Annotated in this window: 18 protein-coding genes and 1 pseudogene; 10 read left to right on the top strand and 9 right to left on the bottom strand. The window is 54.0% G+C overall.

The window, feature by feature from the left end; translation table 11 throughout:
• Positions 1–57 precede the first annotated feature (57 nt).
• From ACQ4N8_RS00550 to ACQ4N8_RS00540, 3 genes are all read left to right on the top strand, one after another.
• On the top strand, positions 58–1,908 hold the full coding sequence (locus ACQ4N8_RS00550) for a cache domain-containing sensor histidine kinase (RefSeq protein WP_430702358.1): 1,851 nt from the start codon (positions 58–60) through the stop codon (positions 1,906–1,908).
• A 1-nt stretch (position 1,909) separates the two neighbouring features.
• Positions 1,910–2,773, top strand: a complete 864-nt coding sequence (locus tag ACQ4N8_RS00545; RefSeq protein ID WP_430702357.1) for a response regulator transcription factor — start codon at positions 1,910–1,912, stop codon at positions 2,771–2,773.
• 152 nt (positions 2,774–2,925) lie between these two features.
• The gene (locus ACQ4N8_RS00540) at positions 2,926–4,266 is read left to right on the top strand and encodes an ABC transporter substrate-binding protein (RefSeq protein ID WP_430702356.1); all 1,341 of its coding nucleotides are present in this window, start codon (positions 2,926–2,928) and stop codon (positions 4,264–4,266) included.
• A 345-nt stretch (positions 4,267–4,611) separates the two neighbouring features.
• On the opposite strand, the gene ACQ4N8_RS00535 is transcribed toward ACQ4N8_RS00540, so the two are convergent.
• On the bottom strand, positions 4,612–5,724 hold the full coding sequence (locus tag ACQ4N8_RS00535; RefSeq protein WP_430702355.1) for an RNA-guided endonuclease InsQ/TnpB family protein: 1,113 nt from the start codon (positions 5,722–5,724) through the stop codon (positions 4,612–4,614).
• A 206-nt stretch (positions 5,725–5,930) separates the two neighbouring features.
• Here ACQ4N8_RS00535 and ACQ4N8_RS00530 point away from each other — a divergent pair, with 206 nt between their 5' ends.
• The 4 genes from ACQ4N8_RS00530 (at position 5,931) to ACQ4N8_RS00515 (ending at position 12,164) form a co-directional block, all read left to right on the top strand.
• Positions 5,931–6,812, top strand: a complete 882-nt coding sequence (locus ACQ4N8_RS00530) for a carbohydrate ABC transporter permease (RefSeq protein WP_430702354.1) — start codon at positions 5,931–5,933, stop codon at positions 6,810–6,812.
• Positions 6,813–7,228: 416 nt separating this feature from the next.
• Positions 7,229–8,056 (top strand): carbohydrate ABC transporter permease, encoded by an 828-nt coding sequence (locus ACQ4N8_RS00525; RefSeq protein WP_430702353.1) that lies wholly within the window; start codon positions 7,229–7,231, stop codon positions 8,054–8,056.
• A 288-nt stretch (positions 8,057–8,344) separates the two neighbouring features.
• Positions 8,345–10,603 carry an FAD-dependent oxidoreductase gene (locus ACQ4N8_RS00520; RefSeq protein ID WP_430702352.1) on the top strand — a complete coding sequence of 753 codons (2,259 nt, stop codon included), beginning with the start codon at positions 8,345–8,347 and terminating at the stop codon, positions 10,601–10,603.
• A 433-nt stretch (positions 10,604–11,036) separates the two neighbouring features.
• Complete coding sequence (locus tag ACQ4N8_RS00515; protein ID WP_430702351.1) at positions 11,037–12,164, top strand: ROK family protein; 1,128 nt, start codon at positions 11,037–11,039, stop codon at positions 12,162–12,164.
• A gap of 77 nt (positions 12,165–12,241) precedes the next feature.
• Here ACQ4N8_RS00515 and ACQ4N8_RS00510 read toward each other — a convergent pair whose 3' ends face one another.
• From ACQ4N8_RS00510 to ACQ4N8_RS00495, 4 genes are all read right to left on the bottom strand, one after another.
• Positions 12,242–13,279, bottom strand: a complete 1,038-nt coding sequence (locus ACQ4N8_RS00510; RefSeq protein WP_430702350.1) for an NAD(P)-dependent alcohol dehydrogenase — start codon at positions 13,277–13,279, stop codon at positions 12,242–12,244.
• 99 nt (positions 13,280–13,378) lie between these two features.
• Positions 13,379–14,377 carry a sugar ABC transporter substrate-binding protein gene (locus tag ACQ4N8_RS00505; protein WP_430702349.1) on the bottom strand — a complete coding sequence of 333 codons (999 nt, stop codon included), beginning with the start codon at positions 14,375–14,377 and terminating at the stop codon, positions 13,379–13,381.
• 368 nt (positions 14,378–14,745) lie between these two features.
• Positions 14,746–15,765, bottom strand: coding sequence for an ABC transporter permease (locus ACQ4N8_RS00500; protein WP_430702348.1), 1,020 nt, complete (start codon positions 15,763–15,765; stop codon positions 14,746–14,748).
• The gene (locus tag ACQ4N8_RS00495; RefSeq protein WP_430702347.1) at positions 15,766–17,274 is read right to left on the bottom strand and encodes a sugar ABC transporter ATP-binding protein; all 1,509 of its coding nucleotides are present in this window, start codon (positions 17,272–17,274) and stop codon (positions 15,766–15,768) included.
• A 222-nt stretch (positions 17,275–17,496) separates the two neighbouring features.
• On the opposite strand from ACQ4N8_RS00495, the gene ACQ4N8_RS00490 reads away from it, so the two are divergent.
• The 3 genes and pseudogenes from ACQ4N8_RS00490 (at position 17,497) to hepT (ending at position 19,430) form a co-directional block, all read left to right on the top strand.
• Entirely contained in the window at positions 17,497–18,501 is a 1,005-nt protein-coding gene (locus ACQ4N8_RS00490; protein WP_430702346.1) for a VanZ family protein, read from the top strand.
• A 116-nt stretch (positions 18,502–18,617) separates the two neighbouring features.
• On the top strand, positions 18,618–19,022 hold the full coding sequence (mntA, locus tag ACQ4N8_RS00485) for a type VII toxin-antitoxin system MntA family adenylyltransferase antitoxin (RefSeq protein ID WP_430702345.1): 405 nt from the start codon (positions 18,618–18,620) through the stop codon (positions 19,020–19,022).
• Between the two features lie 4 nt (positions 19,023–19,026).
• Positions 19,027–19,430: pseudogene (hepT, locus tag ACQ4N8_RS00480) on the top strand (type VII toxin-antitoxin system HepT family RNase toxin).
• A gap of 330 nt (positions 19,431–19,760) precedes the next feature.
• On the opposite strand, the gene ACQ4N8_RS00475 reads toward hepT, so the two are convergent.
• The 4 genes from ACQ4N8_RS00475 to ACQ4N8_RS00460 form a co-directional block, all read right to left on the bottom strand.
• Positions 19,761–20,015, bottom strand: coding sequence for a hypothetical protein (locus ACQ4N8_RS00475; protein WP_430702344.1), 255 nt, complete (start codon positions 20,013–20,015; stop codon positions 19,761–19,763).
• A complete protein-coding gene (locus ACQ4N8_RS00470; protein WP_430702343.1) occupies positions 20,009–20,278 on the bottom strand; it encodes a hypothetical protein in 270 nt (89 codons plus the stop codon). Before ACQ4N8_RS00470 ends, ACQ4N8_RS00475 begins: the two co-directional genes overlap by 7 nt.
• A 92-nt stretch (positions 20,279–20,370) precedes the next feature.
• On the bottom strand, positions 20,371–21,891 hold the full coding sequence (locus ACQ4N8_RS00465) for an ABC transporter substrate-binding protein (protein WP_430702342.1): 1,521 nt from the start codon (positions 21,889–21,891) through the stop codon (positions 20,371–20,373).
• A 27-nt stretch (positions 21,892–21,918) separates the two neighbouring features.
• Positions 21,919–22,680 carry a response regulator transcription factor gene (locus ACQ4N8_RS00460; protein ID WP_430702341.1) on the bottom strand — a complete coding sequence of 254 codons (762 nt, stop codon included), beginning with the start codon at positions 22,678–22,680 and terminating at the stop codon, positions 21,919–21,921.
• Positions 22,681–22,685: the final 5 nt, after the last annotated feature.

The following is a 22,685-nucleotide window of genomic DNA, read 5'->3' as shown; positions in this document are numbered from 1 at the left end:
CTATGCTATAATTTGAGGAAAAGACACCTGCCGCAGCATTGGAGGGGATATGCCCGCATGGCTGGACTCACGCGTTACCTGATTCCGCAGAAATTGAAATATCGCCTGTTCATGGCGTTTGTTTGCCTGATTCTCCTGCCCTTCTGCGCCTTGAATTTGTACAACTACCAGCGGATCGAGACCCTGGTTCAGCAAAAGATCAGCCAGCAAAGCCATTCCCAGCTGGAGCAGATGTACCGGACCTTGGAGGATCAAATGGGCATCGCCTTCAAGACGCTGATTTTTCTGAAGCAGGACGACACGGTGAAATCCGTGCTTCGGAGCCCTGAGCAACACGACGGGCTCGAGAACAAACGGGTCATGGAGAATATTTTCATGAATCTGAACAATAGCTTCTTCCTGTATAATCCATCGGTGTATTTCATGATCATAGACTTGAATGAAAGCGTATACACCTCTTACCCGCCCCGAGACGCTTTGGTTTACGAGGAGCTTAGAAACGACCCCGGGTTCGATCCCCAAGCGATGAACGCCAACGCGTACCATTGGGTTCCCAATGACCCGAACTATGTGCTCAGGGATGTCTCCACCAGTACGTACCTGTTGTCCCTGTACGCGTATTTGGGCGACAACCCCAGCCGGCCTTACGGATTAGCCCGCATCAGCATCGATTATTCGTCCTGGCTGCGCTCCATCCATAACCAGTCGGATTTGCAGCAGCAGTATTTTTTGATTACGCGCGCGGGGGAGGAGATTTCCAAGTCGGTGCCGGATGCGGTGCTGCCGGAGAAGGTCATGGCGGAAATCGCGGATCGTCCGGACCGGCAATATTTTATCGACAAGGACTCCAATTCCCTGGTCAATTACATCTACGTGGAATCCCTGGACTGGTATATCGTGAACCGGATTCCGCTGCCGCTTTTGTTTAATGAGATCGATGCGTTGAAACGGCAGTATTTTACGACGTTTTTTATCCTGATGGGGGCCTTTCTGGTCATGACGTTCCTGATCGCCGCGACGATTACCCGTCCGTTGTCCCACCTGCAGAATAAAATGAAAGCGGTCGTCCGCAAAAATTTGAAAATCCGGCTGCCGGAGCGGAAATTCCGCGGCGAGATTTTGGAGCTGACCCGGACCTTCAACGTGATGCTCGACGACATGGACGCGCTCATCCAGCGCCTGAAGACGGAGGAGCGGCAGAAGGAAGCCGTTCATTTTCACATGCTGCTGGCGCAGATGAACCCGCATTTTCTGCTGAATACGTTAAACACGATCAAGTGGAGCGCGATCCGCCAGGGCAACGAAGATATTACCGATATCTCCTTGTCCTTGGGCAAACTGCTGGAGGCTAGCTTAAACTCGGAAAAAGACCTGGTGCATCTCCAGGACGAAATCGAGCTGGTGCAAGCCTACATGCATATTCAGCAGGTCCGCCACAATCACCGGTTTGAGGTCTCCTATGCGTTCGACGACGATGTCGTCTTTGCGCTGGTGCCGAAGTTGAGCCTGCAGCCGCTCGTCGAAAACGCCATCATGCACGGGGTCAGCCATCTGGCCGACAAGGGCCTGATCGAGATTCGCGTCCGGCGGGAGGGTTCCGCCAAGCTGACCGTGGAAATCGAGGACAACGGCATCGGCATGGAGCGTTCGGCGCAAATGAAGCAGACGCGAAAACGGCCGGGGATCGGTCTGGACAATGTCCGGGAACGGCTGCGCTTGCTCTTTAAGGAAGACGGCCGGATGGACGTGGTTTCCTCGGATCGGGGCACGCTCATCCGGTTCACGATCCCCTTTCTGTTGTCGACGCCTTATGCCAAGGACCAGGACATGGGGCTCATGGGGGGAAATCGTCCGCCGGCGCTGCCGCCGGGCGAGGTTTCGGCAAACGAACCGACGGGAGGGCGATAACATGTGGAAAGTGCTGCTGGTGGAAGACGAAGTGTTCGTTCGCGAATCGGTGCGCGAAATCATCGCTTGGGAGGAGCTCGGGTTTACCGTAGCGGGCGAAGCCGGCAACGGCGGCGAGGCGCTGGACATGATTCGGCGCGACCCGCCCGATCTGGTTCTAGCGGACATCGTGATGCCGGAGATGGACGGCGTAGAGCTGCTGCGGCGCACCCGGGAGGAAGGTTATCGTTCCCGCTTCATCATGCTGACCTGCATCGGCGAATTCGAGTATGTGCGGCAGGCGATGGAATACGGCGCTTCCAACTATATTCTCAAGCTGTCGATGAGCGTGAATTCGCTGCGGGATACGCTGCGCAAGGTGAGCGCGGAGCTGGCCCGGGACGGCGCCGGGACAACCGGCGCAGATCCGGACAGGGGCGGTTCCGGAGCGGACATGCGGGAGGCGGGAGGCGCAGGCGAAGGACCGCAGGCGGAAGCCCCTGGGCGGCAGACGGCTTCTTCAAGCCCCGGCCCGGCCGGAACCGAAGCGGGCGTTTCGCATCCGGAAGTGTGCAAGATTATAGCGTACATCGCCGAAAACTACCCGCAGGACATCACGGTCAAGTCGATGGCCCAATACGTGATGATGGGCGAAAACTACGTCAGCGCCTTGTTCAAGAAGAAAACCGGGCAAACGCTGATTCATTACCTGCATCGGGTCCGGGTGGAGAAAGCGATGGAGTATCTGCTCCACACCGATCTGCCGGTTCATGAAATCGGCCACCGGGTCGGTTTCCTCAATGACAATTACTTTATCAAAATCTTCAAGCGCTTGACCCAGCAAACGCCGAGCAGATATAGACAAGGCAACAAAACGGCCCGATAGAAGAAATCGATGGTCCCGAAACGGCCGAACCGGACGCGCGAATGCATCGTTTTGTTCCGTGATCTGAAGGGATATGTAGGTTCAATTCCGCTCCGGTTCCCTGCTACGATGGGGGGGATTCAACCATCAACGATATAGGGAGGTCTTTACCCGTGCGAAACAAAAAAGGATGGGCCGCGCTGCTGCTCTGCACGTTGCTGATCGGCCTGCTGGCCGGCTGCGGCGGCAATAACGGCAATGAGGCCGGGGGAAATTCGGGAGCGGCGACCAATGATTCGAAAGCGCCTTCATCGGGCGATACCGTGAAGCTGACGATGTGGGGCGGGGTTCCGCCGGAAGCGGGTCCGCAGGCGGTGGTGGATGCGTGGAACGCGGAGCATCCCGATATTCAGGTCGAATACGTGCGCTTCGTCAATGACGACGACGGGAATCTGAAGCTGGACACCGCGCTCGCCACCGGGCAAGCCGTCGATCTGTTCGTCAACTATTCGGTCACGCAGGCGGCCAAGCGAGTCGAGTCCGGCACGGTGCTCGATTTGAGCTCTTACTCGGACTACAATATCGATGAGAAAATCGGGCCGAACGCGGCAACCTGGAAAATCGACGGCAAATATTACGGCATTCCCACCAAGAAAAACGTCCAGTTCTTTGCGCTCAACAAGGACGCGCTGGACGCGGCTGGGCTGGCGGTACCCAAGGCCTGGACCTGGGACGAAGCCAGGGAATACGCCAAGACGCTGAAAGCCGCCGGATTCAAATACGGGCTGGTGCAGCATATGGAACCGTTCGCCGATCCGATGGATTCGGTCCTGGAGAAGAACGGCTACGTCAAAGAGGACGGCAGCTCCAACATGGACCATCCGCTCGTGCTCCAATGGCTGGAAACGATGAACGCCATGATGAAGGACGATCAGACGACGCCGCCGCTCGGGGAGCAGCTGACGTCCAAAATGCCGGTGGAAAATATGTTCCTCGGCGGCGAAGCGGCCATGATCAATATCGGGGAATGGCTGCTCCGCAGCTCCAACAACATGAAGGACTTCCCCCGCGATTTCAAAATCGCGTTCGCTCCCGTACCCCGCTTGGCCGAAAACGAAGCGGACTTCATCACCAGCGGCGGCGTAGGCGACTTCATCTCGATTAATGCCAACTCGAAAAACACGGATGCCGCCTGGGAGTTCCTCAAATGGTACGCCGACGAAGGCATGATGCCGATGGCCGCCGGAGGGCGGCTGCCCGCTTCGGCAGCGGTCGACCAGGACGCCGCGATCCAGAGCCTGCTTGGCGAATACGCGGATACGTATGACCAGGAATCGCTGGAATTCGTCCTGTACGGGAACGAGACGCCGACGTTTGTCCGCAAGCTCCCGCAGGAAATGGTCGACATGCGCGCGCAGGAATACGAGAAATACTTCCTCGACAATCAGACCGTCGAGCAAACCGTGCAGGCGATGGTGAAACGCCACAATGAGTTCCTGAAACAGAACAAATAGGGTTTACTCAGGTTTTTCAAGGGTCCGGCTGAAGGCAGCCGGGCCCTTCTCTCTATCCTATAGAACAAATCCACTCATCCCGCGCGCCCTCCGGCGACCCTCCGAGAATTGCGTATTTCTGTAGCATGAGGTCGGTGGTTTTGTTCCTTAAAACGGCCCGCCCCCTCTTGGTATGCTGGGGACATAACCGAACTTTCAAGACCAAGAGGAGTGGAGCCATGTCAACTACTTATGACTAAAGTCACGAGCTTGTAACTGCCCGGAAGTACATGCGACAAAAAGTCTCCTTCCTTAACATGGCGTTACTATAGGCAGGTTGACTTCTGCCTTATTGTATAGGTATACCTATACAATTCCTTCAGCGATGTACTTCATTCCAATACGCTGAAGGTTCATGGCGGCCACTCGATCATCATTTGAGCTATACCCGCATTCTTTACATTTAAAGTGATGCTTCTTCTTGTCCCGGTTCCCTTTATTTTTATGGTCGCACTTTGGGCAGGTCTGTGAGGTGTACTTAGGATCCACAGCTATCACTTTGGCTCCATGTAATGCGGCTTTGTACTCGATCATCTGTCTTAGTTGGTAGAAGGACCAGGATACCGATTCATAACGTTCGTTAAGGTGAACCTTTTCCGTTTTACTACGAATACCTGTTAAATTCTCCACCACCATCAAGGTGTTTGCACCATACTTACGGACGAGTGCCTTCGATACACAATGATTGACATCCTGCATCCAACGGTTTTCTCGTCCTCCAATCCGCTTTAGTTTCCTTCTGGCGGAGGCTGTGCCGACTTGTTGCAGTTGTTTGCGCATATGCTTGTACCTCGACCGCTTGTCTTTGATCGGTCGACCCTGGAAGAACGCACACTTGCCCTGCGAATCATAACTGGTGGCGACAAAGTTGATCCCAAGATCAATACCAACGACTTGATGGATGGCTTCTGTTTCGATTTCGGCGATTTCTTTTGAGACTGGAATATGGAGGAAAAACTCCCCTTTCTTGTGGACCAACTTTGCCGTGCCGTAGGACCAAGATCCGTCAAAGTAAGATTCCATACCTTTCGTCATGTAGGGTACTTTGATCCGGCCATACAGCGTGTTGATGGAAATGATTTGTTCGGAGAGCGAATAGTCCCTATTCCACACCAGGTCGTACTCGGGTTTCTTGAAAACGACGCATGTCCAAGGGTGTTTATTGCCGAGTAACGACTTGTATCTGGCGATGACGGTCTTCATAACGGACTGGGCCATTTGCGACCGAAGTAAAAAAGCGTTGCGCAATTCTCGGTACACTATGTTCTGGAGTAAAGTCTTGGAGAGGATTTTGTCTTGATGCACAAGTACAGACAAGTGGTTGCTCGCATCGCGGTAAGCGCGCAGGGTTTGCCGTAACCAATCCGCTTGTTGCCCATTAGGCAGTATTTTCACTTTTGCTGTTAAAGTAAGTTTCAAACCTGTCACCACACTTCAAAGAAGGGTGAAGTCAATACAGGGAAGCAACATCTATCTCATTCCATTTTACCAAACATTTGTTCTCATTAAAAGTGATAGTTACAATATTTTGAAGGGAGGAAGTAAAGGAATAGAGCTTGTCAGTGAGGTGGAGACTACGTAAATTCCTCTCATGACTAAAGTCTCGAGTATCCTTTACGTTATCTATGAAAACATCGTGGATGAAAAGGCAGCAAATGCTGGGATACGTCTTTATCGGACCGAACATGATCGGCGTGCTGCTGTTTTTTATTTTGCCGGCGATGGTTTCGTTTTACCTGATGTTCACGGATTACAAGTTCATGAAGCCGGATATCAAGTTCGTCGGACTGGCCAATATCCAAAGAATGCTCGGGGACGAAGTCTTCTATATCGCGTTGAAAAATACCCTGATCTTCCTGCTGTCGGTGCCGGTGTCGATCGGGCTGGCTTTTGTCGTGGCGGTGATCCTGAACCGTTCCGTGCATTTGAAGAAGCTGCTGCGCGCCTTGTACTTCATGCCTTACATCACCAGCGGCGTCGCCGTCGCTTTCGTCTGGATGCTGCTGTTCCAGCCGACGAACGGGCCGATCAACGGCCTGCTACGGGCGGTCGGCATCGCCCATCCGCCGGGATGGCTGTCGACCACGGAGACGTCGATGTACGCCATCGACATCATCTGGATCTGGTTTATGCTCGGCTACAACATGATCATCTACCTGGCCGCCCTGCAGGAAATTTCCGGGGAGCTGCTGGAGGCCGCCAAAATCGACGGGGCCCGCACCTGGCAAACGATCCGCAGCGTCGTGTGGCCGCTCGTTAGCCCGACCACGTTCCTGCTGCTCGTGACCGGACTGATCATGTCGATCAAGCAGTTCGGGATCATTCAGGCGATCACGCAAGGCGGCCCCGGGAACAGCACGACCGTGCTGTCGCTGTTCATTTACCAGAACGCCTTCCGTTATTACGAAATGGGCTACGCCTCGGCGATTTCCTGGGCGCTGTTCCTGGTCATCCTGATTTTCACCGTCGTCCAGTGGGTCGGCCAAAAACGCTGGGTGCACTACTAGAGGTTGTTCAAAAAGTCATCTTTTGATCACGATGCAGATCACGAAGTAGACTCGACATCGAATCTTGAACTCAGCCGGGCCAAAGCGTAGGCTCCAGCAAGCTAACGGACACCAGAGACGCTATCGACCCACTTTAGAGCAGTTTCCGATTCTAACGGACCGAGGAGGCCTTATTTCGGTCAAAAGCGGCTAAATCGCCATCATCGAAGCCCAATAAGGTCGCTGGAGTCCGTTACAGCGGGAAAGAGCCAGGAAATGGCCAAATAAGGTCACTACGGTCCGTTACGTAGCCGCGCTACCGGGAGACCCTAGCTTCGTCCAACCTAAAGCGTTTTGAAAAAACGCACTTCGAAAGCATAAGCTTCGGTGCTGAAAATCTGACTTTTTGAACTTTCACTAAATAAGGGGGAAAAAGCATGCAATCGACTTCCGTCACCAAAATCGCCGCCACGTGCGTCATGCTCTTTTTCGGGGTGCTCATGGTCGTTCCTTTCCTGTGGATGATCAGCACCTCGTTCAAAACGCCGGCGGAGGTATTCGAATATCCGATCCAATGGATTCCCGCCGATTTCAACTGGGAGCACCATATCAAGGTATGGACCGGGGAGAACAGCTTCGCCCATTATTACTTGAATTCCCTGAAAATCTCGCTGATCAGCGTCACCGGCGCCGTTTTGCTGTCTTCGCTGGCGGCTTACGGGTTTTCGCGGATCGAGTTCAAGGGGCGGAACGCCCTGTTCATGGTGTATTTGTCGATGATGATGGTGCCGCCGCAGGTGCTGTTCGTCCCGAAGTTCATCATGTTCGACTGGGCGGGGATTTACAACACGCATTGGGCGCTGATTTTGCCCGGAATGTTCACGATTTTCGGCGTATTTATGATGCGGCAATTTTTCCTCACCGTGCCGCAGGAAATTTCCGAAGCCGCCTTCATCGACGGCGCCGGCCATTTCCGCATCTTCTTCCGGCTGATTTTGCCGCTGGCCAAGCCGGCAATCGCCACGCTGGCGATCATCGACTTCTCCTGGCACTGGAACGATTACGAAAACGCGCTGGTGTTCCTGATCGACCAGGACCTGTTCACCGTGCCGCTTGGCCTGCAAAATTTCATCCTGGAGAACACCGTCGATTACAACGGCATGATGGCCGCGGCCACCGCGGGCATTATCCCGATGATCCTCGTGTTCCTGATCGGCCAGAAATACATCATTCAGGGCGTCTCCAGCTCGGCGGTGAAGGGTTGAGGCCCTTCACCGTCAGGACGGCGGCTTGGTATCCCGCCGGAGATGGGTCAATGTTGTATTTCATACAACATTTTCGGGCCCATTCGGGTCGTTTGAGCCAAAATGTTGCATTTCGTGCAACATTTTAGGGCGATCCGGGCCAAAACCCCGCGGAATGTTGTACGTTTTACAACATTTCGCAAGGCAAACCGGAGTCATGGGAAAATTGTTGTACAAAATACAACTTTCCTTCCTTCATTCCACGGAAATTCAACTGATCCAGCCAATCGAAAGGAGCTTGCGAACCAAATGAGAAACGAAACGGTGCATAGCGACATTACGGTCGTCGGGGGAGGACTGGCCGGCGTTTGCGCCGCCGTAGCGGCGGCAAGGCTCGGGCGAAAGGTCGCGCTCGTGCAAAACCGCCCGGTGCTCGGCGGCAATGCCAGCAGCGAGGTGCGCGTCTGGGTGTGCGGGGCGACCGCGCACGGCGTGAACCGGTACGCCCGCGAGACCGGCATCATGGGCGAAATGTTCGTGGAGAACCAGTACCGCAATCCGGACGGCAATCCGTATCTATGGGATGCGGTCGTGCTGGAAACGGTGTTGGCCGAGCCGAACATCTCGTTATACCTGAATACCGACGTGCACGAAGTCGAGGCGGACGGCGAGGAAGAGGCGCGGCAGATCCGGTCGGTCACCGGCTGGATGATCGGCTCGGAGCGGCGCATCCGCTTTGAGAGCCCGGTCTTCCTCGACTGTACCGGGGACGGGCTGGTCGGCTTCCTCGCCGGCGCCAAGTACCGGATCGGCCGGGAAGCCCGGCACGAATACGGCGAGGCCTGGGCGCCCGAGACCGCCGACGACATCACGCTCGGCAGCACGCTGCTGTTCTACACGAAGGACGCCGGGCACCCGGTGAAATTCGTCCCGCCCTCTTTTGCCAAAGATATCACGCAAACGCCGATCCCGCTGAATCGGGTGATCCGCAGCGGCGATTCGGGCTGCCACTACTGGTGGATCGAATGGGGCGGCGAGCTCGATACGGTGCACGACAACGAGCGCATCCGCGACGAGCTGTGGGCGGTCATTTACGGCATTTGGGATTACATCAAAAACTCCGGGCAATTCGACGCCGACAACATGACGTTGGAGTGGGTCGGCTCCATCCCCGGCAAGCGGGAATACCGCCGGTTTTGCGGCGATTACACGCTGACCCAAAACGATATTCTCGCCCAGGAGCCGTTCGCGGACCGGGTCGCCTTCGGCGGTTGGTCGATCGACCTGCACCCGCCGCAAGGCATGTACGCCGAGGAAAGCGGCTCGAAGCATCTGCACGCGGACGGCAACTACCATATTCCGTTCCGGTCGCTGTACTCCGCGAACGTGTCCAACCTGCTGTTCGCGGGCCGCAACATCAGCGCGACGCACGTCGCCTTCGGCACGACGCGGGTCATGGCCACCTGCGCCACGATTGGCGAAGCCGCCGGCACCGCCGCCGCCCTTTGCGCGGAGTTGAACGTCGCGCCGCGGGAGCTGTCGCGCGAGCATACTCCGCTGCTGCTGCAAACGCTGCTGCGACAGGACGCCTCCGTGCTCGGCCTGGCGAACGAGGACGCCGCGGACTTGGCCCGCGGCGCGAAGATCAGCGCCTCCTCCTTCCTGTCCCGGCTGGCGGTGGAGTCGGCCGACGAGGCGTACCCGTTGGAACGCGACGTCGCCCTGCTGCTTCCCGCCGATCCCGGCATCGACGGAACGATCGAATGGCTGCTGGACGCTTCGCAGGCCACGGAGCTCACCGTCGAGGTGTGGAGCACCGGGCGGCCGGAAAATTACGTTCCCGCCGCGTTGGAATGCCGGACGACCGTTGCCGTGGCCAAGGGGGACGGCCAGTGGGTCGCTGCCGCGCTCGACTGGACGCCTGTCGAGGCGCAGAACGCTGTTATCATCGTCCGCGGCAATCCTTTGGTCCGGCTGTACATGTCCCATACCCCGCTGACCGGTTTGCTCGCTTTCGAACGCGGCGCAGGCCATGGCGTCTCCAAAGATCTGGAGGATCATGACGTCACCCAGCCCGTAGTCGAATGGAGCATGAAACGGCTGGTGCGCAAAGCGGTTTGCTTCCGCGCGAATTTCGCGACGGACGCTTATCGCCCCGAACACCTCCTGGACGGCTATAAGCGTCCATACGGCGGTCCGCATCTGTGGCTGTCGGAGCCGATGGCCCGGGATGCCGAACCTTGGGTGGCGCTGGAGTGGGAGAACGAACAGATCGTCCGCGAAATCCACCTGATTTTTAACGATGACGTCAACGAAGACCTGATCAACCTGCACCACCACCGCACGCTTTTCGAGATCCTGCCCGAGTTGGTCAAAAGCTACCGGATCGAGACGCTAGACCCCGCCGGCAACTGGACCACGCTGATCGCGGAATCCGGCAATCGCCGGCGAAAGCGGGTACACCTACTGGAGACCGCAGTTCAGGCCAAAGCGCTTCGGCTGGTCATGGAGGAGACCAACGGATCGGGGCATGCGGAGGTGATCGAGGTCAGGGTTTATGGGGAATAAGTGAGCATAGGAAAAAACAAGCAGCCCGAACGGATCGGGCTGTTTGTTTTTATCTAACGGACCGGAGCGCTCTTATCTACCCCAAAAAACGGGGGTTTCTTATTCTAACGGACAGAGTGCCCTTATTTGCCCGAAAACAGCCAAAAACGTGCGCTCAAATACCAAATAAGAGCTGTAGTGTCCGTTACATTTTACAAACGCTTGTTTTCCCCGAAATAACGTCATTTCAGTCCGTAAGGACGGCGAAGTGAACGCCCCTTTGCCCCCCCAAACGCCGCTTTCGATTTTGATCCGCCATATTTGGATAAGCGCCATTCCAGCCTTCCCCCCCCCCCGTCAATCTATGACTTATTTGTTTGCAAGATCTGGCAGTTCCGTATAATATAAAGTAATTAATAAAAGACATTTATTAAAGTTGGTGACCCCTTCCTTTATGAAGACCAATCGCGCTAACAGCATTGAGGTCAAAAAGATCAATCGTAAAGTCATTTATAATTTCCTGTACCGGCATGACCCCATTTCGATCCAGGATATCGCGCATTCGCTGCAGCTATCGCTGCCGACCGTGACGCAGAACCTTAAGGATTTGCAGGAGCGGGACCTGGTCATCGAAACAGGCCTGTTCGAATCGACGGGCGGCAGAAAAGCCAAGGCGATCTCCTATAATCCCGTAGCCAAGTACGCCTTAGGGCTGGACATCACGCGCAATCACGTCGGCATCGTCATCATCGACCTCGGCGGCAACGTGATCAACCATGTGCGGCATACGTACCCGTTCGTGAACAAGCGGGAATATTTCGAAGGGATCGGCCGGTACGTGGAGCGGTTCCTGGACGCTTCCGGAGCGGACCGCCGGAAGCTGCTCGGCGTCGGCATCGCGCTGCCGGCGATTTTGTCCCACGGCGACCAGACGGTCCAATATGCCGCGGTGATCGATTTCCAAGGCGGCAGCATACGCAGCTTCGAGGAATTCATCCCGTATCCCTGCGTCTTGATTAACGATGCCAATGCCGCGGGCATGGCCGAGTTCTGGAATGAGGACGGCTTTGAGAACGTCGTTTATTTATCTCTCAACAACAGCGTCGGCGGTTCGGTCATCATCGGCAAAAGCATCTACGCCGGACAAAACCAGCGCAGCAGCGAATTCGGGCACATGACGGTCGTGCCGGACGGACGAACCTGCTATTGCGGGCAACGAGGTTGCGTCGATGCCTATTGTTCGGCCAAAATCTTGTCCGACAGCACGAACGGAAGCATGGCCGAATTTTTCAGGTTATTGAGGGAGAAAGCCCCTGCACAGCAAGCGCTGTGGGATGAATATCTCTCCTATTTGGTGATCGCGATCAACAATCTGCGGATGCTTTACGACTGCAACGTCATCGTCGGGGGATACGTGGGAGCTTACATGGACGAGCACCTCGCCCATCTTCAGAACCTCCTCGCGCAAAAAAATACGTTCGAGCCCGACGGGAGCTATTTGCAAGTCTGCAAATACAAATTGGAGGCGACTGCCGTCGGCGCCGCCCTGCAACAGATCAAAAAGTTCATCGACGAGATTTGAACCTTTCCGGCATCTACGCCAAACGCCAAACGGGCGCTTTCCCAATTTAGGGGAAGCGCCCGTTCGACTATAAGTATCTACATTTTGATCAAGGCTTTCACGACATCGTTTTTGTTCTCGATAACGTAGTCAAACGCCAACTTGCTGTCCTCGAACGAAAATTCGTGGGTAACCATCGGCTTCACATCGATCCGCCCGTCCGCGATCGCTCCGATGGCCGGCGGAAACAAGTTGCGGTAACGGAACACGGATTCAATCCGGGCTTCCTTCAACAGGATCTGCATGAAATCATAATCGATGATATCCTTAGGCGCGAACCCGACGAGCACGATCGTTCCTCCCCGCTTGACGAGGTACGGCGTCTGCTTGATCGTCGCTTCGCTTCCCGCCGTTTCGATCACGACGTCCGCGCCCTGCCCGTCCGTGCATTCCGCAACGACGGCGGCGACGTCCTCCTGCCTGGCGTTGACGACCCGCGTAGCCCCCAGCTTCTTGGCAAAATCCAGCCGGTTCTCGATGACGTCGACCACGATCGTCTCCAAGGCGCCGAAGGCGCGGCTGGCTAGCAGCGTCATGAGGCCGATGGCGCCGGCGCCCAGAATGACTACGCGGTCGCCCAGCTTCACCTGTCCTTGGCTTGCCGCGTGCAGACCGACGGCCAGCGGCTCCACGAGCGCGCCTTCGCGCGTGCTGACCCGGTCCGGAAGCTTGAAGGCCATATCGGCCGGATAGGCGATATAATCGGACAAGCATCCGTGGATCGGCGGAGTGGCCAGGAAGCGCACATCCGGACACAGGTTATACCGGCCGGATTTGCAGAACTCGCAATGTCCGCAAGTGAGCCCCGGCTCCAAGGCGACCCGGTCGCCAACTTTCAAATGCCGAACAGCCGCCCCCACCTCCGTGATCGTACCCGCGCATTCATGGCCCAGGATGAAGTCGCCCTCGACCACGAAACTGCCGATCCTGCCGCTTTCGTAATAATGCACGTCGGAACCGCAAATCCCCACAAACTCCAGTTTGACGAGCACCTCATGGTCCTTCGGTACGGGGATGTCCCCCGTACGCAGCTCCATGTCCCGAAGTCCCGTCATATACGCTACTCTGTTCAGCATGGTTCTCTCCTCCTAAAAGTTTTGTGAGCGTTGCTTCCTGAATCAGCTTCGAACAAAACTCGCTTCGGAAGCATCGGCTTGGTGTTAAGTAGTGAAAAGTCATTGAATCGCGCCGGCCTTCTTCAGCAGTTCGATGTATTCGTCGGCATTATCCTTGTTGATCAACGGGTTGCCGATATCGGTATCGATTTGCTTCTCTTCGCCGGTCAGCAGCTTATTGCCGGTTTCGAGCAGCTTCTCCGCAAGATCGAAGGCGTTTTGCAGCGTGGTTGATGTCATTTTCCCCTCTTTGATCAGCAGGACCGCTTCCGCCGTTCCGTCCACGCCGTAGACAAACATATCCTTGTATTTCGGGTTGTCCTTCACAACTTCGACCGCGCCGGCCGCCATGTTGTCATTCATCGAGATGACGGCATCGATCTTGTCGTTCGCTTGTACCCAGTCTTCCATGTACCGCATCGCTTCGTCTTTGTTCCAGTTGGCGATCTGTTCGCCGACGATTTGCACGTCGGGACGCTTATCGAAGAACTCCTCCTGCCAGCTTCTGCGCCGCTCGTCGGCATGGAAATTGCCCGATGGGCCTTGAAGGACGACGACTTTGGCGTTCTGCGGCACTTGTTCGAGGGCGGCGCGGGCGTTGACGGCAGCCTGCTCGTAAGGCTGGGCGTCTACCGATGAGGCCCCCTCGATGCCCGAAATCCGGGCATTTGTCGTAATGGCGAAAATCCCCGCCTGCACCACCTTCTCGACGTAAGGCCGTTGGGCTTCGCCGTTATTCGGCTGTACGATGACCAAATCGTATTTGTTGGTAATCGCGTTTTCGATCAAGGAATTCTCTTTCTCGTCATTCGCTTCACCGTCGAAGACATCGAGCTTAATATGGTCGTACTTCCCCGCTTCCTCCTTGACCGCGTTGGCCAGCCAAGCCGCGAAGGAGTCGGATTGCGCCCGGGCGATATAGGCGACCTTATAGGTCTTGCCTGACGCATCGCCGCCGGAGGAGGCATTCGATGAAGCCGCCCCGTTGGTAGAACCGCATGCCGCCAACATCAGGGCACACAACAATAATATCCCTGTAGAAACCCATGTTTTTCTCACATTTCATCATCCCTTTATGTTTATTTTGGACCTATGTTTAACAGTGGAGCTGCTCAAAGTGAGTGTTCAAAAAGTCGGCTTCTCAGCACCGAGAAAGTTGGATGAAGCTAGGGGCTCCCGGTAGCCCGGCTGCGTAACGGACCGTAATGACCTTATTTGCCCATTTCCGGGCTATTTCCTGCTGTAACGGACTCCAGAGACCTTATTGGGCTTCCATGGCGGCGATTTAGCCGCTTTTGACCGAAATAAGGCCTCCTCGTTCCGTTAGAATCGGAAACTGTCCCAGTGGGTCAATAACGTTTCTGGTGTCCGGTAGCGTGCTGGAGCCTACGTGAGCAACTCAAATGTTTCCGCTAGAAACATGCTTCTTAAACCGAAGTACCCTTTCGCTTCTTCTGCCTGATGCTTGAGCGGTTGTCCTCGACGCGGCCCAACAGGCTTTTCGTCTTCCGCTTTTTCGTCTGGATATCGTAAATGACGGCCAAGGCGATAATAGCGCCGCGAATAATTTGCTGCATGTAGGAGTTGACGCCGCTCAAATTCATGATGTTGTCCAGGAATCCCACGATGAACGCGCCGACCAGCGTGCCGCCCGCCGTGCCGACGCCCCCCGAGAAGCTGGTGCCGCCGATGATCGCGGCCGTGAGCGCCGTGAATTCATAGTTGACCGCGCCGTTCGGCAACCCCGCATTCACCCGTGCCATAAAGAGCACGCCGGCCAAGCCGACGAGAATCCCGTTAATGATAAAGGCGGTATATTTGATCTTGTGCACATTGATGCCGGAAGCGACCGCCGCCTCTTCATTACCGCCCACGGCGTATACGGACCGGCCGAACCGGGTGTGGGTCAGCAGGTACCACGTCACTACCCCAATCGCTACCAGAAAAATAACCGGAATCGGAATGCCCAGCAGCTTGCCTTGTCCAAGTACGACAAAGTCTCCAAGCTGCAGGATGTTCTGGCCTTTGGTAAAATGAAGGGCTACGCCGCGGGCCATGGCCATCATGGCCAACGTCGCGATGAACGGCGGCGCCTTGAAGGTACTGATCATGACCGCATTGATGACGTTGCAGACCACGCCGGTCAGGATGCCGGCGAACACTGCCAGAAACATTGACCCGGTCGATTTGTAAGCGGATACAGCGAACACCCCGGAAAGAGCCAGCACGGAGCCTGCCGATAAGTCCAGCATGCCGCAGATGATCAGGATCGTCGCCCCGAACGCGAGGATCGTAGTCACGGCCAGTTGCGTAGAGACGTTGGTAAGGTTCGTAACCGAAAGAAAGTTCGGATTCGCGAACGTACAGATCAGGAACAACACGAGCAGCACCAGGTAGATGCTGTATTTCTTTTTTAACAACTGCCAAATATGAAGAGTGGCGTCCATCTAATTCACCTCGCTGGTCATCGTTCCGGTTGCGTACTTCATGATCGTTTCCTGGGAAAAGTCCTCGCGCCCGATCTCTCCCGTCACCGTGCCCTGCGCCATGACATAAATCCGGTCGCACATCCCGATCAATTCGGGCAGTTCGGAGGAGACCATGAGGATCGCTTTGCCTTGCTCGGCCAGATCGCCGATCAGCTTGTAAATTTCGTACTTGGCCCCGACGTCGATCCCTCGGGTCGGTTCGTCCAGGATGAGGATGTCCGGATTCAGAAGCATCCATTTGCTGAGCAGCACTTTCTGCTGATTCCCCCCGCTAAGCGAAGCGATGGTCGTTTCCAGGGTCGGTGTCTTGACCCTCATCTTGTCGAACATCCCCTTGACCAGTTCTTGCTCTTTCTTCGGGCGGTGCCGAAACCCGTAGAACACCTTGCTGAGCACGGCCAGCGTCGTATTCTCCCGCACGGAGCGCACGGGGATGATGCCGTAACGCCGCCGGTCCTCCGACAGCATGACCAAGCCCTTCTCCATACTGCCCCGTACGGTGGGCTTCGCCACGTTCCCGCCCTTGATCCGGATCGTCCCGGACGTCAGCGGATCGAGCCCGAACAGGGATCTCATGACCTCGGTCCGGCCGGCCCCCATCAATCCCGCGAAGCCGATTATCTCGCCTTGCCGGGCATGAAAATGAACATCTCGAAACACGTTATCGCGCGTCAACCCTTGGGCTCGGAGGATTTCCTCGCCGATTTCCGCCTTAGCCTTCGGGTACGTGTCCTTTAACTGGCGCCCCACCATCAGGTTGATGACGGTCTCGATGTCCAGCTTTTCCTTCGGCTTGCTGTCCACCACGGCACCGTCCCGAAACACCGTAATCTCGTCGGCGATCTGAAAGATCTCGTCCAGCTTGTGCGAGATGTAGATGATACTGACGCCCCTGGCTTTGAGCTCGCGGATTTTCGCGAACAGCCTGTCGACTTCCTTTTGCGTGATCGCCGAGGTCGGTTCGTCCATAATAATGAGCTCCGCCTGGTTTGATACCGCTTTCATAATTTCCAGCATTTGAATGTCCGAGACTGTCAACTCCTTGAGCGGCGTCTTCGGATCGTACGGCAATTGCTCCGCTTGCAGCAGCTCGACCGTGCGCCGGGTGACTTCCTTCCAATCGACCTTGCCCAACCGGTTGACGGGCAACCTCCCCAGGAACAGGTTCTCCTCGACGGACATCTCCGCCACGTAATTCAATTCCTGAAAGATCATCGAAATGCCGAGTTGCCGGGCTTGCAGCGGATTGCCGATTTTGACGAGCTTCCCGTCGAGATAGATCTCGCCGGCATCCGGCTGGTACACGCCGTTGATGATCTTCATCAGCGTGGATTTTCCCGCGCCGTTCTCGCCGCAAAGCACATGCACGGTGCCTTTCTTGACGGCAAAATCGATCTTGTTTAGAGCCTTGACCCCCGGAAAAGATTTCTCGATTTGCGCTACCCTAAGCTTGATGGGTTCCCCCATGTTCTCCCTCCCTGCCATTTCAATTCTCGCGGTTTCTCTACCCTATCCCATCGTTTTACTTTTGAACTTCATTTTAAATAATACTTTTTTAAATGCTTTTAGTAAAAGTATATCGAGAATTAAATGATTGTCAATACTCAATTCACGCGGCGCAACTTGCATCTCTTCGTTTTTTTGGATACGCTCGGATTAGGCCATTGCGAAGAAGAAAGGAATGGAATTATGTTTCAAGGGAAGGCACGAAGAATCGCCATTATACTGTTGGCGGTATATACCGTTTTAATCTTCTATTTTTTGTATATCGGTTTCAACAGAGGGGCTTTTATTCAAGACCCTAACTTGCGATATAGCGTCATACCCGAAGGGATTCCTTTACACTTTCCAATGGGGAGAGATTTTCAAATTTGGTTTTTTGAATTGGGGAATTTTGTAGCGTTCATCCCTTTTGGGATTGTCATCCCACTGCTGTTTCGTTGTCGTTTTATCCGATTTATCCTTTTATTTATGCTGTCCATTACACTTCTTGAAACTTTACAAATGCTTTCACGTTTAGGCGCGTTTGATATAGACGATATCATCATTAATACATTAGGGGCTGCGGTGGGATATGGGGCACAACGCATCGTAACTCATGATCGCGATAAATTTAAGGGGATCTTTAGAATTATCCTGACAGCGATTGTAATGGCGATGGGTACTATTGCCGTTGTTGGCGGCATCAATCATTATTTAGAACAAGGGAGCGGAGAAACCGTAGCCCTGAATGAACTTGCCTTAAAAGATGGGGCTGTATTATGGGATGAAAGCCTATCCGGTTTTACAGCGGCCCAAACCAAAGTTGAGCCTCAAATCAATCTGTACAGCAGAAAAAATACAAAAAACAATGCGTTTTCGTATCTTCTAAATCGCAAATATACAAATATGGCGGGCTATGTTGCTATACCGGACGACGTAATCAACGCCGCAAGCAACGGAAGGAGCGAAATCATTTTTATCGCCGACGGAACCGTCATTTATTCACTGGATCTATCAGCCAGAAGCGGGGAGAATCAGCTTTCCTCTTTTCAAGTGCCTTTAAAGGGAACCCATGAACTTACCCTAAAAACAATTAACCATGATCCCAATCCGCTGACAAATGCCGTGATGTGGGACATCACCCTTACGGAGGCAAACACGGGGCAGAAGATGATAAACACGATTGGAGAAAAAATAAGATCCCTGTTCTAAGGCGTAAGGAATCCCGGTTTTCTCACTTGTATTTCTTCGCATTTTTGGATACGCTCATGGTAAGGCGTCAATTGAAAGAGTAAATCCAATATGTTTTATCGAACGGATGGTGTGCTATGCCTAATCCAGGGCTTAATCCAAGGCAAAAATCAGCCATAACCGGCTATTTGATTGAGCGCTTCAAGGCGCATACGGTGATTTTATTCGGATCGGCTGCCAGGGAAGAGATGCGTCAGGACAGCGATGTTGATATTGCGTTTATGTCCGATATCCCCGCCCCTTCCGCTTATGAACTATTTATGGCTTCATCGGAGTTGGCCGGCCTTGCCCAGCGTGAGATAGACCTGATTTTTTTTCCTCAAGCCAGCCCTGTTTTCAAAGCCCAGATCATTGGAACAGGCGAGATACTGCATGATTCGGAACCTTATACACGTCAGACGGCATTTATGTATGCTTTGAAAGAGTATGCTCTGCTTAACGACGAGCGGCAAGAAATTATGGAGAGCTACCGGAGAGGGTGAAGATATGAACCGTGATATCGTGGCTAACAAATCGGAGACTATCAACCGATGCATAAAACGAATCAAAGAAGAATATGAGGGTAAAATGGAGAATCTCTTGAATTTTACCAAGCAAGATTCCATTATTCTCAACTTGCAGCGAGCCTGCGAGGCATGCATTGATCTGGCCATGCATCTTGTTTCGGAAAATAAATGGGGAATCCCCCAAAGCAGTCGGGATGCGTTTGATCTGTTGATGACAAACGGAGTGATTGACGAGTCGCTTAACCGTAACCTGAAAGCCATGGTAGGCTTCCGTATATCGCCGCGCATGATTACCGAAGCATACAGATTGAAATCGTCCAGACGATTATAGAGAAACATTTGGATGATTTTATGGTCGACAAAAGTCAAAAATTCGGTGCATAATCCCCCTTCATCAAGCTCCATTGCGGGCGTTAAACCCACGATCATGATTGAATCATCTTTCACTGGAATGTTCCTCTAGAACACGTGCGACAGCCTCCAGAGTATAGAGACCTTTGGCCATATCGACGACAAACTCGACTGGAGACGGGTAAGCATCTTCCCCGAAAACGCTTTGCTGGGGTCAATGTACCGCAGAAGCAGGTATATCGAGTCGTTTTAGGTTTCTCGTTCCCGTTCTCCATTTTGACCACACCATTCATAGAATTCATAGCTTAAAGGACCATTTTCATTTCATTCCCCCGAAGCTTCCACTTCGTCATTTCGTTGCCCTTAACTTTGTACCTGAAACGTATTGCTAACAAGATCATAAAGAACAACTTGAGCCTTCATGAGTTCATTTAGGTTGCTCGCTGCGATCCGTTGATCTCGGAGCTTATAGATGGTGGTTTCGGCTGCCGTGCCGACCGAATCTACGATTTCCTCGCCCCCATCTTCATCCACATCCGCTTCGACGGTATGGGCATCGATACGAAGCAGGGACGGGCCGTTTGAATTCGGCGATCCGACCTGAAGGGTCGCTACCAACCGATTCTCATCGGCCGCCCGACGATAGCGGCGATCTCCGCCTGCTCCAGCTTTCTGATTTCGACGAGCTCGCCCTTGGGGGAAGATTCCGCCTGTTTGAGCTCCATCGTGTCGACTTGCTTATAAGTAACTGCGAAGGACGGTGCTTTAGCTGTTTCGGCATTTTGTTGATTTCCCGTATTCGTCGCCGATCGGACATCGTTTGAATTTGCGCATCCCGTCAAGACGTACAAGAACGCCAAGGTTAGGACAATTTTGTTCATCCCGTGCCCCTCCATCCCATCATTTATTTCTTCTTAATTGTCCCATTTACCAAGGCCTAAAGAGTATAGAAAGGGTTACAAATGAAAATCCCCTAAGAGGTGCGGGCAGAACGCCAAGCGTCCAGCTGTTTCTGCACCTCGGCCCGGACCTCGTCGAGGCCCGCCTGCTTGAGCTCCTCATTGAACTTCGGCAGTTCGGTGTCTATGTCCACGCTGCCTGTCATCAGGCTCGGATAATACTTTTGCCAGACCATCTCGATGTTCTGGAGCTGGATCGGCATCATCGACAGATCCGGGGTAAAACCAAACGTGTTCGACTTCACGGCCCGTGCGTTGGAGGAACGGAATTCATCCCATTTATTCAAAGGTTCCGGATTCTCGCCGCCCATCGTCTTCAAAATGAACCAGTTGCCTTGGGTGTACGTCACCCCGGAATAGCTTGGCGCTGCGTCCGGCACGGGATTTCCGTCGGCGTCCTTCGGGGGGATCAACACGACTTGTCCTTTGCCGTCCAAGGTATAATGCACCCCTTCTATCCCGTAATTGAACAGGTTTCGCACCTCGGGATCGGTATTGAGCAGATTCAAAAACTGGATGCACTCGACGGGGTGCTTCGTATCCGAACTGACCGCCATAACGCCTCCCCGCACGTCTTCTGTCGTGACGATCTCGCTCGTTACGGGATGCGTCGCCACTTCGTAGCCGCGATCCTTGCTCCAGCTGTTCTCGGCAAGAGGTCCGCCGCTGGAGGCTTTCCAGAACACCTTTTCGCCTCTTTTGAGCTCCTGCCCCTCTCGCAAGGCGGCATCCTCGTTGATATAGCCCGCCCGATAATAGCGCCGAAGCGTATCCAGCACCTGCCGCGCTTCCGTGGTTTCAAAGATGTTCACGACCCGGGAACCCGGACCCAAAGACTTCACCATCAGCGGAAGCTTCTTGTCGATCACGTACTCGTACCCATACAAAGCGAAAAAGTTATGGGAATCCTTGTCGAGCTCCATCGGCAAATAATCCGGCTCCTGCTGCTTAATCATCCGCAGCAAAGGCTCCAACGATTCCAGGGTGTTGTAGGCCGAAATATCGATGTTATACTTGTCCACCAGTTGCTCCGGATACATCCACTGTTGGCGTACCGCCAATTCCTTATTGGTCGGTACGCCGTAAGTGCCCCCGTCATCCATACGCACGCCCTGCCAAAAAATAGGGTCGATGACCTCGTACATCTCCATGCCCGTACCGGCCAAATAGTCATCCAGCCGCAACCAGGCCCCCCGCTTGACATAAGCGGTAAAATCCGGCGCAAAGGCGATGTCGAAGGGGGTCCCCGCCGACACCATCGTATTCAGGCGATTTTCATAATCCTGCCAGCCCACCTTGATATAGGTGATGGTTACGCCGATCTTCTTAGCCAAGACTTCATTGATCTTGTCATTGACCCTTTTCAAATCCTGATCCGGCTCTCCGATCGTATAATAGACCAGATTGACCCTATCCCCGCCGGGCTCCGTGTCCACTTTGTCGGAGGACGGGGAACATCCCGCAGCAAGCAGGGATAACAAGCCGGTTAACAAGACGCACTTGACGATCCGGCCGAAGCAAGAGAGGCGCTTCATAGTAACCTCCTTTCCGCCAGGCGAAGCCTAGTCTTTTTTTCTTAGCTCCGAAGGCGACATACCGAAATATCCTTGAAAATGCGTGTAAAAATAATTCAAGTTCGGATATCCTACCGCAAGCGCGATACTGGAAATTTTCTCGTCCGTCGTCAGAATGTATTCTCTCGCCTGGAGCATCCGGTAAGCCATCAAATATTCCGAAAATTTCATATGGGCTTCCTTCAAGAACAGCTGTCCAAGGTAAGTACTGTTCATGCGAAAACGCTCCGCCACCGACTTCAACGTGATGTTCTGGGCGTACTCCGCCTTAACCATGAGCAGGATGCGGCCCGTCAATTTGGACAGATCCTCGTAAGCCACCCCCAGGATCGGGTCCGTGTTCGTATTCTTACTGTTGACGCCATTCAACGTGCCGTGCAGATCTTCAATAATGATCTTCTCAATCACCTTCTGCAACTTGGAACGCTCCACGGGCTTGAGCAGATAATCCTTAACTCCGCAGCGAATGGCCTCTTGGGCATATTTGAATTCGCTATAACCGCTCATCACGATATATTTGGTAGGAAGTCGCAGTTCGTTAAGTTTGTTGATGATCTCATAGCCGCGGTCTATGCCGATACATACATCGAAGATGGCGATATCCGGCAGCATCTCCACGGATTTCGCAATCGCGTCTTCCCGGGTTTCGCTCGTCTCGATCCGGTGAAAGCCGTAGCTTGCCCAATCCAACGTCCGCCTCATGCCCTCGAGAATCTGCGGTTCGTCATCTACGATCAGAAGCTTATACATGTTGA

Source organism: Paenibacillus macerans, from assembly GCF_050565405.1.
Classification (GTDB): Bacteria; Bacillota; Bacilli; order Paenibacillales; family Paenibacillaceae; genus Fontibacillus; species Fontibacillus macerans_B.
The sequence above is the reverse complement of the archived record's forward strand: the minus strand, read 5'-3'. Positions and strand labels throughout refer to the sequence as shown.

Coding starts and splice junctions, on each gene's coding strand:
- ACQ4N8_RS00530 (WP_430702354.1), top strand. CDS start 5,931: ATGAAAACATCGTGGATGAAAAGGCAGCAAATGCTGGGATACGTCTTT.
- ACQ4N8_RS00495 (WP_430702347.1), bottom strand. CDS start 17,274: ATGGGGGAACCCATCAAGCTTAGGGTAGCGCAAATCGAGAAATCTTTT.
- ACQ4N8_RS00525 (WP_430702353.1), top strand. CDS start 7,229: ATGCAATCGACTTCCGTCACCAAAATCGCCGCCACGTGCGTCATGCTC.
- ACQ4N8_RS00470 (WP_430702343.1), bottom strand. CDS start 20,278: ATGAACAAAATTGTCCTAACCTTGGCGTTCTTGTACGTCTTGACGGGA.
- ACQ4N8_RS00500 (WP_430702348.1), bottom strand. CDS start 15,765: ATGGACGCCACTCTTCATATTTGGCAGTTGTTAAAAAAGAAATACAGC.
- ACQ4N8_RS00520 (WP_430702352.1), top strand. CDS start 8,345: ATGAGAAACGAAACGGTGCATAGCGACATTACGGTCGTCGGGGGAGGA.
- ACQ4N8_RS00465 (WP_430702342.1), bottom strand. CDS start 21,891: ATGAAGCGCCTCTCTTGCTTCGGCCGGATCGTCAAGTGCGTCTTGTTA.
- ACQ4N8_RS00550 (WP_430702358.1), top strand. CDS start 58: ATGGCTGGACTCACGCGTTACCTGATTCCGCAGAAATTGAAATATCGC.
- ACQ4N8_RS00460 (WP_430702341.1), bottom strand. CDS start 22,680: ATGTATAAGCTTCTGATCGTAGATGACGAACCGCAGATTCTCGAGGGC.
- mntA (WP_430702345.1), top strand. CDS start 18,618: ATGCCTAATCCAGGGCTTAATCCAAGGCAAAAATCAGCCATAACCGGC.
- ACQ4N8_RS00510 (WP_430702350.1), bottom strand. CDS start 13,279: ATGCTGAACAGAGTAGCGTATATGACGGGACTTCGGGACATGGAGCTG.
- ACQ4N8_RS00490 (WP_430702346.1), top strand. CDS start 17,497: ATGTTTCAAGGGAAGGCACGAAGAATCGCCATTATACTGTTGGCGGTA.
- ACQ4N8_RS00515 (WP_430702351.1), top strand. CDS start 11,037: ATGAAGACCAATCGCGCTAACAGCATTGAGGTCAAAAAGATCAATCGT.
- ACQ4N8_RS00545 (WP_430702357.1), top strand. CDS start 1,910: ATGTGGAAAGTGCTGCTGGTGGAAGACGAAGTGTTCGTTCGCGAATCG.